Genomic DNA, 12373 nt, shown 5'->3' on the forward strand with positions numbered 1-12373 from the left:
ATATTATAATACGCAATTTTGTAATATTTCGACACATAATTTAAATATCCTGCCTCGGAACGAAAATTTTATAACGCTGTGCAAAGCTACAACGCCCAAGAGATATAAAGGAAGGACGCCTCAATTTATATTTGAAGCGCCCTTCATAGGCTGTGTTTAGATACATTCCCTTATCACGAAGTCTGTTAGGAATGCCGATTCTATAGATCCACTTTTGGCAGCGTAGCAAAGCCTTTTTCCAGATCAGCATCGGTCGGAATATAGTCTGTCATTGTGCCGGCGTTATAGCTCATATAAGCAGCCATATCAAAATATCCGGTGCCAGTCAGGCCAAACAGGATGGTCTTCTTTTGACCGGTTTCCTTGCACTTGAGCGCTTCATCCATTGCAACCCGCAAAGCATGTGCGGATTCCGGAGCAGGCAGGATGCCTTCACAGCGCGCAAAGGCTGTAGCTGCTTCAAATACCTTGGACTGTTCAACTGCCCGGGCTGTCATATAGCCGTCATTGTACAGTTTGGAAACGATTCCGCTCATACCGTGATACCTGAGGCCTCCGGCATGGTTCGGAGAGGGAATGAACCCTGATCCGAGCGTATACATTTTGATCAGGGGCGTCGTTTTTCCTGTATCTCCAAAATCAAACGCATATTTGCCGCGGGTCAGAGAAGGGCAGGAGGCCGGTTCAACACCAATAAACTCGATATTATTTTTGCCGCGGATCTTGTCACCCATGAAGGGTGCAACCAGACCACCAAAGTTTGACCCACCGCCGACACAGCCGATGATCATTTCAGGCTCAATGCCGTACTTGTCACAGGCAAGCTTGGTTTCTTCGCCGATCACGGACTGGTGCAGCAGGACATGGTCGAGTACGCTGCCAAGTACATAACGGCAGTTTTCGGTTTTGACAGATGTTTCAATCGCTTCCGAAATCGCGCAGCCAAGAGAACCGCCTGTGCCGGGGTTTTCAGCCAGAATCTTCCGGCCGATTTCCGTCGTGTCGGAAGGAGATGGAATGACTTTTCCACCATAGGTTTCAATGACGGCTTTCCGGTAAGGCTTTTGTTCTGCAGACACCTTCACCATATAGACCGTTAATGGAATATCATAAAACGCACAGGCCATCGATAAGGCCGTACCCCATTGTCCTGCACCGGTTTCCGTTGTCAGCGAAGATAGACCCTGTTTTTTGGCATAATAAACCTGGGCAGCTGCAGAGTTTAATTTGTGGGAACCTGAAGTATTCGTGCCTTCAAATTTGAAATAGATCTCTGCTGGTGTATCCAGCAGCTTTTCGAGATTATAGGCTCTCACGAGCGGGGAAGGACGGTACATCCTGTAGTATTCACGAACTTCCTCAGGAATTTCGATATATTCGTCCGTGTTGTTCAGTTCCTGTTCAATCAGTTCGTCACAGAAGATCGGCCGCAGATCATCTGCGGTGCAGGGCTTCATCGTGCCCGGATGAATAAAGGGCGGCGGGAGCTCTTTCATAACAGCTTTTACATTATACCAGTACTTGGGCATCTCTTCTTCAGGTAAATAGATTTTGTAAGGTATGCTTGTCATGGTCTTCATTCCTTTCCAGATTATTATTAACTATCTTTTGATTAATCTTCGTTGAATAAACGAAAATCTATTAAAAAAAAGCCTTGTCCAAACTATCGGACAAAGACTTTGATCTCTGCGGTACCACCCAACTTGCGTTTACACGCCGCTTAAAACGTATGACGGACATACGCTCCATTCATAACGGGCGGAGTTCCCGGCCTGCATACGCTTACATCAATCATTCTTTGTAATCTCTGCACGGCCCTCATGAGTCCATTCACATCAGTGCTGTTACCGCTTTTCCACCGACTGCGGCTCTCTTGAAACAGCAAACATCATGTTACTACTCTCATTCTGCGGTTTAACAGTATCAAATATTGCTTAAATCTTAGCTTGAAATTAACTTTTTGTCAAGAAAATGTAAAACTTCAAAGTCAGGGAATTGCACCATTTTGAAAAAACGCAAAGTATGGTAAACTCTAGAGAAGTACGCGATACATTGTCTAACGGAGGAACTGTCTATGACACTTATGATAAACGAACTTGACCGGAGACTGAATCACTTGTGCGACCTCATGGATCAGACCTATCTTGAATGGGATGCTATCCTTATACTTGGTAAAGTGAATCAGTATTATTTTACAGGAACAATGCAGGACGGCATGCTTGTAATTCAAAAAGACCGGACCCGGCACTATTTTGTGCGCCGAAGTTATGATCGCGCCAAAGCTGAATCGCCTCTGACAACGATCTATCCGATGGAAAGTTACCGTGATGCGGCCGGGATGATCGGACCTGGGCTAGGGAATACGTATCTTGAAACAGAGATTGTGCCGCTCGCCATGCTGCAGCGGCTGAAGAAGTACTTCACGATGAGAAGCATTCATTCAGTAGACAAGCTGGTGCTGTCGGTCAGAGCGGTCAAATCGCCGTACGAGCTGGAATGGGTGGAACAAGCAGGAAAAAACCATTGTAAGCTGCTGCATGAACTTGTTCCGCCACTGCTCAGGGAAGGTATGAGCGAGGCCGATTTTGTAGCGGAACTTTATGCCGCCATGATCAAGATTGGACATCATGGTGTCAGCCGTTTTTCCATGTTTCAGACGGAAATGGTTGCCGGACAGATTGGTTTTGGAGAAAGCTCTCTTTACCCAACCAGCTTTGACGGCCCCGGTGGGGCCTATGGTATGTGTCCTGCCGTTCCTTTGTTAGGCAGCCGGGAAAGAAAGCTAAAAAAAGGGGATTTGGTTTTTGTCGATGTCGGTTTTGGCTGCAATGGCTATCATTCCGATAAAACCCAGGTCTATATTTTTGGAGCCAAGCCTGATGCCGATGTTGTGAAGGCGCATCGCGCCTGTATGGAAATTGAGCAGCGTCTGGCAGAAAAACTGATTCCAGGGGCGATACCGTCGGAAATCTATCAATCGGTAATGAGCACGCTCAGTGAAGACTTCAGACGGAACTTTATGGGGTATGGGGAACGGCAAGTTAAGTTTCTCGGACACGGCGTTGGACTTCATGTCGATGAACTGCCTGTGATTACGAATGGTTTCCTAGCGGAACTCACTGAGAATATGGTCATCGCGCTCGAACCGAAAAAGGGTCTGCCCAACATTGGCATGGTGGGAGTGGAAGACACCTATGTGGTAAGTGCTGCCGGCGGCAGATGTCTCACGGGCGGAGGAACGGACATTATCGAGGTATAAATAAGAAGCAAGGATGTAAAATATGGAGAAATTACTTCAGGGCCTTATTCAATTTAAAGAAACGGATTTCCAGGAGCACAGGCAGCTTTTTGAAGAATTAGGGAATTCTCAAAGCCCGCATACGTTATTCATTGGCTGTTCGGATTCGAGACTGGTACCCAATTTAATCACCGGAACTTTACCCGGAGAACTGTTTGTTATCCGGAATATCGCCAACATTGTACCGCCTTACCGTAATATAGAAGAGTATTTGGCCACGACTTCTGCAATTGAATATGCCGTCAATATTCTTGGCATTCAGCATATCGTAGTCTGCGGCCATTCCAATTGCGGAGGGTGCAAATCGCTATATGCCTCGGAGAAAGAAATGCAATCGATTCCGCACACCCGAAAATGGCTGGAATTGGCAGGGAATGTTAAAGAAAAGATTACAGCAATGAATATTCCAGAATCGGAAATGGCGAAAAGGGAATGGATGACTGAACAAATCAACATTGTGGAGCAGCTCAAACATTTGTTAACATACCCGTTTATCAAGGAAAGAGTCCTGAATCAGACGCTGACAATCGAAGGCTGGTACTATATTATTGAAACGGGTGAGGTCTTCCGCTACAATCGGCATAATAGTGAATTTGAACTTGTGAATTGACTGCGAATCAAGACTTGGATATCGTTTGATCCAGGGAGTCAAAGATCGTATGATTTCCTGGATTTTAGTATAAAAATGACCGATAGTAGTACAATCTTCTAAATAAAGATATAATAGGAAATACTAAGATCTGATATCAGATATATGAAATAAAGAGGAAATTTGGATGATTGAATATGGCAAAATGCAGGAACTAAAAGTCGTGAAAACATCTCAAAATTGGTATATCCTGAATGCAAAGAACGATACGCAAAATAGTGTATTATTACCGATAAGCCTGGCTCCAAAGGATATCAGAATAGGTGATAAAATCGAAGTATTTGTGTATAAGGATACGAAAGAAAGGATCATAGCCTCCATAAAAAAACCAAGGCTGGTACTTGGTGAAACGGCTGCTTTAACTGTCGTCGATACGACAGAATTTGGCGCTTTTTTAGACTGGGGTTTGGAGAAAGACTTATTGCTGCCGCTTAAAGAGCAAGTCAGTGAGGTCAAAAAAGGCGGAGCCTACCTGGTGGGATTAGCGCTCAATAACAGCCATCAATTATATGCCACAATGAAAATATATGATTTGCTCAAAATAAACTCTCCTTATAAAGAAAATGACAATGCCCATGGCACTGTCTATAACTTTAATCCTGAGTTTGGTGCGTTTGTCGCCGTGGATAATCAATATCACGGTATGATTCCAAATAAGGAATTGTGTGGCAGCATCGCGATCGGTGATAAGGTCAACATCCGAATCAAGAAGGTAAGACAGGATGGCAAGCTGGAATTAAGTTTAAGACAAGAGATCGCGCAGCAAATAGAGACGGATGCCCGGGTCATTTTAGAGAAGTTAAAAGCAAACGGCGGTGTGCTTAAGCTCAATGACAACAGTTCTCCTGAAAAAATCAAGTCGGAACTGCAAATGAGCAAATCCGCTTTCAAGCGGGCGTTAGGCAGGCTGCTCAAAGAAGGCGCAGTCCAAATCACGGACGATGCGATCCGGCTAATGTGGTAGATGAGGCAGGCAGATTTTCTATTTGCCAGTCAATTGGCTTCTTGCCAATCGAGACCAAAAATTGATTGGCTTTGGAAAACGGTCTGCTGCCGAAGAAACCGGCATAGGCAGACAGCGGACTGGGATGGACGGATTTGATGATACAATGCCTGGATGGATTGAGAATGCTCAGTTTCGACTGGGCATTTTTTCCCCAGAGAATAAAAACAACAGGGTCTTCCCGCTCATTTAAGAGCGCGATGATTTTATCGGTAAACTGGGCCCAGCCGATGCTACTGTGGGAATTGGCCTGACCGGAACGGACGGTCAGCGAAGCATTCAGTAGCAGGACGCCTTGGTCGGCCCATTTCTTTAAATATCCGTTGTTTGGAATATAACATCCCAAATCATCGTGCAGTTCCTTAAAGATATTCATCAGGGACGGCGGGGCCTGGACACCAGGCTGGACAGAAAAGCTTAAACCATGGGCTTGTTGAGGGCCATGATAAGGATCCTGGCCCAGAATGACCACTTTTACATCCTGATACGCCGTATAATGCAAGGCATTGTAGATGTCGAATTTATCCGGGAAGACGATCCGGGATCGGTATTCATCGATTAGAAATCTCCGAAGCTTCTGATAATATTCTTTATCGAATTCGGCATGAAGCAAATCATGCCAGTCGTTTTTAAGGATCTGCATTCTTATCACCTCGCTACTTATTATAACATTTTCTCTCGCAAAATTAACTTACAAAAGCTGGAGGCTGACTTGGGCAAAGCCAAGGTATCGTTGTTGTTAACGGGATTTGCGAATTGAACTACCAGATTAGGACTGGAATCTTCCCATCAAATGTGGGATACTAATAAATATGTGAATTTGTGCGAAAAGGCGGGAAAAAGAGAGCGTCATGGAATACAACTATGCAAAAAGAATCAGTCATTTAAAAGCCTCAGAAATCAGGGAAATACTAAAAGTCACTGAAAACCCGGAAATAATCTCCTTTGCAGGCGGACTCCCGGCACCGGAGCTGTTTCCACTCGACGAAATCAAGGAAGTCAGCAGGATCGTGCTGGAAGAAGAAGGGACGGAGGCTTTACAGTATACGACCACTGAAGGCTATCTTCCTTTGCGGAAATGGATTGCAGCACGCATGAATAACCGGCTGGGCACCAAATTTGAGCCGGATAATATCCTTTTGACCCACGGTTCACAACAGGCCCTGGATCTTTCCGGAAAGGTCTTTCTGGATGAAGGAGATGTCGTACTGTGCGAAAGTCCAACGTATCTTGCTGCTATCAGTGCGTTCAAAGCTTATGGCTGCGAATTCAAAGAAGTGCCGACGGATGAGGAGGGAATGATCCCTGCGGAACTGGACAGGATACTGAACAGTACGCCCAACGTCAAACTCATTTATGTGATTCCTGACTTTCAGAACCCGACAGGCAGAACCTGGACACTGCCCCGCAGGGAACACCTGGTTAAGGCAGCTATGAAACACCAGGTCATGATCATTGAAGATAATCCTTATGGTGAATTGCGTTTTGAGGATGAACCGCTTCCGTCCCTGCAGGCTTTTGACCACGAGGGCTGTGTTTTAAGCCTCGGAACGTTCTCCAAAATATTCTGCCCGGGTTACCGGATCGGCTGGGTTGCCGGTGATCAGAAGGTTGTTGAAAAATATGTTCTTGTCAAACAGGGAACGGATTTGCAGTGTAACACCCTGGCCCAGAGAGAAATTGCCAAATACCTTGAATTGTATAACATTGACAAACATATTGAAAAAATTCGCAAGGTCTACAAAAGACGCCGCAATCTGACGGTAAAACTGATGGAGGATCATTTCCCCGAGGGAGTTACCTTTACCAGACCCAAAGGAGGGCTATTTGCCTGGATTGAGCTTCCGACGGATATCAATGCCAGGGATGTGCTGATCAAAAGCCTGGAACAGAACGTCGCGTTTGTACCCGGCGGTTCATTCTTCCCGAACGGTGGCAGGGAAAATACTTTTCGGATCAATTTTTCGAATATGCCTGACGATAAAATTGAAGAAGGACTGCAAAGCCTTGCCGGTGTCCTGCGCGAATTTGTCTAGCATGATTTTATTCAATCGGTAGGATTGATCTCTAATTTTTCTTTCAGTCTGCCGGTGCTAATGATCTTTGCTTTCACAGTAATTTCAACATTGGCGTTAACAAAAGCTTTCCGCCATTCCGATCCCAAAGCATGAAATGTTTTGGGATCTTTTTTATGCAGCTTTTCGGAGAAACCTAAGAAATCAGCCTGGTAAGTTTTGGCCTGGTTAACCGTTGCAGTGGCTATTTTTTTTAGTCTTTCACTAATGACAGGTTCCAATTGCTCAATATCTTCTTTAGTTAGCCTTAAACCGTTATTTTCATCAATTTCGCCTTTTGTCTGAATTGTAACCTGATAAGATATTTCTTCGTTGGAGACAACTGATTTTACTTTATACGTTGAACCACTTAAAAAATAGTTAAACATGGTTCCGTCCTTTTGAACAGGGATGGAAATAGGGCCTTTGTTGATTTTTTGCGTCAGCAGCAGAAAACCAAGGGTTTGTTCCTGATCAAGCCAGCCTACCAAATGGCCAGCCTGAAAAACACCCAGGCCTTCGATAATGCTTCCTTCAGTTTTGGGATTATCTCCGGATTCTTTGTTATCCGATTCCAAGGGTATAATCTTGATTTGTGGTAAAACGGCATCGCGGTCATTGCTTGTCAGCCAGGATACAAGCTTATAGAAATACATACCATAGGATTTGCCGGTGTTTGTGGCTTTTAAATCGATAAACTGGGATACCTCGTTAGAAAATAACTGGTCCGTCGTGCCTCCCGTCCTAAGTATTTCCTTGGCTTCACCTTTGGTCACCAAAAAGATATCGCGTGGCCGGGTCTGTGGGAAGCGGGAACGATGTTCGATAATCTCAGGTAGCTTTTCTTTGGCAGCCTCTTCCCCAATAATAGAGCCTGTAGTGTAACCATAAAAAGGGACAGTTGACAATTTTGCGGAATAATTTCTAATTGCATCTTGCATTGTTACTCCCTGACCGGTGAAAAGCTGTTCCGTATTGTTGCTTAAACTGGATTTTTTTCCTCCATCCTGTCCCTGACTGCCTTGCGGCTTCAGGATCAGCGTGGCCGCAGTCCAAACATCCTGACCATTAATTTGGGTATAATCATAGCTGCTTAGCGTGACAAAAGCTAGCGTTTCGACTTCCTTATTGCTCCAGCATCCTGAACAGAATAATAAAAGTGAGAGCAAAATACTGAAGGTCCCTATGTATCTAAAAGGGAGCTTTTTAAGTAGTTTTTTCAATGGTAACGCCCCACTTTTTTCTTTTCGATGATCGTAAGTAGCAACAACAGACCAGGAATCAGCAGCTCAAATGTTAAACCGATTGACGGCCATATATTCTTGAGAAAATAACCGACATCAAGAGGACTCTTGAATAACAAATTCGGTGGAATAATATTCAGCAGGGCAAGCCCTAGGAGAACGTATTTCTTGTTTTTAAGAGAAAACATTCGGACTAAGGTCATTGTCTCCAGGTAATACATGACGGCTACTTTGACCACGATACCGGATACCCAGATAAAAATAACAAGGAATTCAAGCCTTTGAATTGTAATGAATTTGATATATTTAGCTAAATAAAGAAAAGCAAAGTACATATCACCCGTATATTCCGGCCCAAAAACAGTAAGGGTGGCAACAGTAATGAAAGTCAGAAGGATACCGGCAGCAATAATTCCGAAGATGCCATTTTTTAAAATATCCTCCGCCTGGTTTACTTTTGGGAATAAAAATAGGAGTACAACAATCTGACCAAACCAGGCTACAGGAACAAGGGAAGCATCCAGAACGGACAGGACACCCTTATCCAGAAAAGGCTGCAGATTGTTTAGATCCATATCTCTGACGGCTAACGCCAGCAAGACCACCAGAGACAGTATAAACAAAGGCAGAATAAACTGGTTGACCCGCACAATTACTTCGATTCCTTTAATAACTGCATAGGCAGCCACAATCATCAAACCTGTTTGAAAAACATAAGGCGGAGTTTCGGGCATAAGGTTCATATTCAAAAAATCAGTAAATTCTCTTATTACCAAGACACTTATGGTCAGAAAGAATAATACATAGCCGAAAGTCACGACTTTTCCGAGGATTTTGCCGAGCAGGATTTCAGCATATCCGGGCAGCGTCAGCTTTGGAAACCGCCGTCCCAGATAATAAATCAGCATAAGGTTAACGATCCCGACAGCAAGCGCAATCAGGACGGAAAGCCAGGCTGATTCTGCGGCCTTTTCCGCTGTTATGCCGGGAATTAACAGGATCGCAGTGGACATGACAATCATAAACATTAAAGAAGCAAGTTGTACACCGGATATCTTTTCTGAATTTATGACCTTTTCCTCCTATCCATTGGTTTCGACGGCCCCTGGTTGTCTTTCTGCCGGACAGGATTCACCGTACGGAACGACTTTGGTCGTTTAGACATAGCCCACCATGGAGCCCGTACCAGGATATCTTTGATTTCGCCAAGACTTAAAGGAGCAAACGGAATTAAATAAGGGACACCGAAAGAACGCAGGCTGCAGAGATGGATCAGGATGATCATCAGGCCGAACATGATACCGACCCCTCCCAGAAAACTGGCCAGTAAAATCAATATAAACCGCAGTATCCTGAGCGCATAGCCGGCATCATAGTTTGGGATCGAAAAAGACGCGATTGCCGTGGTCGCTACGACAATAACGGAGATTGGGGAGACCAGGCCTGCATTGACAGCTGCCTGGCCGATAACTAGACCGCCGACAGTGCTGATAGCCTGACCGATAGTTTTCGGCAGCCGGATACCGGCTTCCCGCAAAAGTTCAAATGTAAACTCGATGACAAGGATCTCCAAAGCAATTGGCAACGGTAAACCCTGCCTCGTTCCTGCCACTGAACTGACGAGATGCGTCGGCAACAATTCCTGGTGAAAGGAGAAGACGGCAACGGTGACGGACGGCAGCAACAAGGCCAAATTTAAGGCAATTAAGCGCAGAATTCTTGTAAATGTCGCAAATACTGCACCGTGATAATAATCCTCGGCTGCCTGCAGCATGGTTACAAATGTCGCCGGAATGAGCAGTGGCATCGGAGAATTATCTACCAGAATCGCGATTCTGCCTTCCAACAGCGAAGCAGTGACCTTATCAGGCCTTTCCGTGTATTGTACCAGCGGAAACAGGGAATATTGCTCATCCATAATCAGTTCTTCGATGTAACTGCCTTCCAGGATACTGTCCGTTTTGATTCTGCCAATCCGCTGCTTCACTTCCTGCAGCAGTTGTTCATTCACGATCCCCTGAATATAGCAGATTGCAATTTTTGTATGGGTCAGCTCACCAACTTCTAAAGTTTCCAGCTTAAGTCTGCTGGTTTTTAAACGTCTTCTGATGAGGCTCATGTTTGTATCAATGGACTCAATGAACCCATCCTTTGGCCCGCGCACACCTGGTTCGGTATCAGACTCAACAATGGACCTATTTTCGCCGCCTCGTACCCCGGCAGCCAGGGCTGAAGACGAATCGTCGATGATTAGAACCGCATTGCCTGCAAACACTTTTCGTTCGACTTCATCCAGATTAGAAACCATGCTGGTTTCGGTAAGATTCAGCAGGCTGTCCTGAATGATCTGCAGCAGGTTTGCGTTGCCGCCCTTCGTCAATTGCTGCAGTTTGCGCGTCTCTTCCAACAGGGTTTTCAGTATAGAATCACTGATCACTTGATTATCCGTGATAGTTGTGGCATAGATAATGAAAGCCCTTACCGGTTCTTCCAAATTAATTTGAAATGGATGGAACTGGACATCCGAACAATTGGCAAAAAGCTGCTGCAGTTTTTTTATGTTATCCTCATAATTTCTGGACAACGGCTGTTTTTTGGGAGGCTCAGGGGCAGCGGTGGGTTCAGGTGCTTTATTTGTCCAGCTTTTTAAGGTTCTTGTCAGTCGATTGATAAACATCTTTTGTTGGCCTCATCCTATCTAAAACAATATTTGTATATTATTTCCCAGACCAGGAAAGTATATGAACTTTTCTAAAAGGAATTTTATTCATTTGGAGGATTCACTTCTAATTTTTCTTTTAGTCTGCCGGTGCTAATGATTTTTGCTTTCACATTAATTTCAACATTAGCGTTCACAAAAGCTTCCCGCCATTCCGATCCCAAAGCATGAAATGTTTTGGGATCTTTATGATGCAGCTTTTCGGAGAACCCCAAAAAATCAGCCTTGTAGGTTTTGGCCTGGTTAACTGTTGCAGTGGCTATTTCTTTTACTTTTTCACTAGCAACAGATTCTAATTGTTCAATATCTTCTTTAGTTAGCCTTAAACCATTATTTTCATCAATTTCTCCTTTCGTCTGAATTGTAACGTGGTAAGATATCTCTCCGTTGGTAACGACTGGTTTTATTTTATACGTTGAACTGCTTAGAAAATAGTTAAACATGGTTCCGTCCTTCTGAACGGGGATTGAAATCGGGCCTTTGTTTATTTTTTGCGTCAGCAGCAGAAAACCAAGCGTTTGTTCCTCATCAAGCCAGCCCACCAAATGGCCAGACTGAAAAACACCCAGGCCTTCGATAATGCTTCCTTCAGTTTTGGGATTAGCTTCGGATTCTTTGTTATCCGATTCCAAGGGCATAATCTTAATTTGTGGTAAAACGGCATCACGGTCAGTGCTTGTCAGCCAGGATACAAACTTATAGAAATACATACCGTAAGATTTGCCGGTGTTTGTGGCTTTTAAATCGATAAACTGGGATGTCTCCTCAGAAAACAACTGGTTCATTGTGCCTCCCGTCTTAAGTATTTCCTTGGCTTCACCTTTGGCCACCAAAATAATATCGCGTGGCCTGGTCTGCGGGAAGCGGGCATAATGTTCGATAATCTCAGGTGCCTTTTCTTTGGCAGCCTCTTCTCCAAGAATAAAGCCTGTAGCGTAACCATAAAAAGGGACAGTTGACAATTTTGCCGAATAATTTCTAATTGCAGCCTGCATTGTTGGTCCCTGACCGGTGATAAGCTGTTCCATATTATTGTTTGAACCGGACTTATTTCCTTGGTCCTGTCCCTGACTGCTTTGAGGCTTCAGGATCAGCGTGGCCGCAGTCCAAACATCCTGACCGTTAATTTGGGTATAATCAAAGCTGCTTAGCGTGACAAAAGCTAGCGTTTCGACTTCCTTATTGCTCCAGCATCCTGAACAGAATAATAAAAGTGAGAGCAAAATACTGAAGGCCCCTATGTTTCTGAAATGGAGTTTTTTCAATGGTGACGCCTCACTTTTTTCTTTTTGATCTAAGTCTATTATTTTCCGGCGCAAGATACTTTATGAACTTTTCTAAAGAGCTTGACAAGTTATTGGGTCAATCCTATAATTTATTGAGGCTACCTAACGTTAGGTAGGCAT

General features: G+C 44.4%; 10 protein-coding genes. 4 read left to right on the forward strand and 6 right to left on the reverse strand.

Annotated elements, in window-relative coordinates; translation table 11 throughout:
* Positions 1-200 precede the first annotated feature (200 nt).
* On the reverse strand, positions 201-1571 hold the full coding sequence (locus AB3489_RS07180; protein ID WP_368294603.1) for a TrpB-like pyridoxal phosphate-dependent enzyme: 1371 nt from the start codon (positions 1569-1571) through the stop codon (positions 201-203).
* Between the two features lie 503 nt (positions 1572-2074).
* Here AB3489_RS07180 and AB3489_RS07185 point away from each other — a divergent pair.
* The 3 genes from AB3489_RS07185 to AB3489_RS07195 all read left to right on the forward strand — a co-directional run bounded on the left by AB3489_RS07185 (position 2075) and on the right by AB3489_RS07195 (position 4911).
* The gene (locus tag AB3489_RS07185) at positions 2075-3259 is read left to right on the forward strand and encodes a M24 family metallopeptidase (RefSeq protein WP_368294503.1); all 1185 of its coding nucleotides are present in this window, start codon (positions 2075-2077) and stop codon (positions 3257-3259) included.
* Between the two features lie 22 nt (positions 3260-3281).
* Entirely contained in the window at positions 3282-3908 is a 627-nt protein-coding gene (locus AB3489_RS07190; RefSeq protein ID WP_287896156.1) for a carbonic anhydrase, read from the forward strand.
* A 166-nt stretch (positions 3909-4074) separates the two neighbouring features.
* Entirely contained in the window at positions 4075-4911 is an 837-nt protein-coding gene (locus AB3489_RS07195) for a S1 RNA-binding domain-containing protein (RefSeq protein ID WP_368294504.1), read from the forward strand.
* On the opposite strand, the gene AB3489_RS07200 is transcribed toward AB3489_RS07195, so the two are convergent.
* Positions 4880-5593: a uracil-DNA glycosylase gene (locus AB3489_RS07200; RefSeq protein WP_368294505.1), complete on the reverse strand. Its 714-nt coding sequence runs from the start codon at positions 5591-5593 to the stop codon at positions 4880-4882. The two genes, AB3489_RS07195 and AB3489_RS07200, sit on opposite strands and share 32 nt — an antisense overlap.
* 208 nt (positions 5594-5801) lie before the next feature.
* Here AB3489_RS07200 and AB3489_RS07205 point away from each other — a divergent pair, with 208 nt between their 5' ends.
* Complete coding sequence (locus tag AB3489_RS07205; protein ID WP_368294506.1) at positions 5802-6986, forward strand: PLP-dependent aminotransferase family protein; 1185 nt, start codon at positions 5802-5804, stop codon at positions 6984-6986.
* Positions 6987-6997: 11 nt separating this feature from the next.
* On the opposite strand, the gene AB3489_RS07210 is transcribed toward AB3489_RS07205, so the two are convergent.
* From AB3489_RS07210 to AB3489_RS07225, 4 genes are all read right to left on the reverse strand, one after another.
* Positions 6998-8227, reverse strand: a complete 1230-nt coding sequence (locus AB3489_RS07210) for a Ger(x)C family spore germination protein (RefSeq protein ID WP_368294507.1) — start codon at positions 8225-8227, stop codon at positions 6998-7000.
* Positions 8224-9318 carry an endospore germination permease gene (locus AB3489_RS07215; protein WP_368294604.1) on the reverse strand — a complete coding sequence of 365 codons (1095 nt, stop codon included), beginning with the start codon at positions 9316-9318 and terminating at the stop codon, positions 8224-8226. The genes AB3489_RS07210 and AB3489_RS07215 overlap by 4 nt, the downstream gene beginning before the upstream one ends.
* Positions 9315-10925, reverse strand: a complete 1611-nt coding sequence (locus AB3489_RS07220) for a spore germination protein (protein WP_368294508.1) — start codon at positions 10923-10925, stop codon at positions 9315-9317. Before AB3489_RS07220 ends, AB3489_RS07215 begins: the two co-directional genes overlap by 4 nt.
* A gap of 86 nt (positions 10926-11011) precedes the next feature.
* The gene (locus AB3489_RS07225) at positions 11012-12190 is read right to left on the reverse strand and encodes a Ger(x)C family spore germination protein (RefSeq protein ID WP_368294605.1); all 1179 of its coding nucleotides are present in this window, start codon (positions 12188-12190) and stop codon (positions 11012-11014) included.
* Between the last annotated feature and the right edge of the window lie 183 nt (positions 12191-12373).

The organism is Dehalobacter sp. TBBPA1 (assembly GCF_040931655.1).
GTDB lineage: Bacteria > Bacillota > Desulfitobacteriia > Desulfitobacteriales > Syntrophobotulaceae > Dehalobacter > Dehalobacter restrictus.

Excerpts from the sequence above, each read along its gene's own strand:
- AB3489_RS07185 (WP_368294503.1), top strand. The coding sequence starts at position 2,075 with ATGACACTTATGATAAACGAACTTGACCGGAGACTGAATCACTTGTGC.
- AB3489_RS07195 (WP_368294504.1), top strand. The coding sequence starts at position 4,075 with ATGATTGAATATGGCAAAATGCAGGAACTAAAAGTCGTGAAAACATCT.
- AB3489_RS07180 (WP_368294603.1), bottom strand. The coding sequence starts at position 1,571 with ATGACAAGCATACCTTACAAAATCTATTTACCTGAAGAAGAGATGCCC.
- AB3489_RS07200 (WP_368294505.1), bottom strand. The coding sequence starts at position 5,593 with ATGCAGATCCTTAAAAACGACTGGCATGATTTGCTTCATGCCGAATTC.
- AB3489_RS07190 (WP_287896156.1), top strand. The coding sequence starts at position 3,282 with ATGGAGAAATTACTTCAGGGCCTTATTCAATTTAAAGAAACGGATTTC.
- AB3489_RS07205 (WP_368294506.1), top strand. The coding sequence starts at position 5,802 with ATGGAATACAACTATGCAAAAAGAATCAGTCATTTAAAAGCCTCAGAA.
- AB3489_RS07220 (WP_368294508.1), bottom strand. The coding sequence starts at position 10,925 with ATGTTTATCAATCGACTGACAAGAACCTTAAAAAGCTGGACAAATAAA.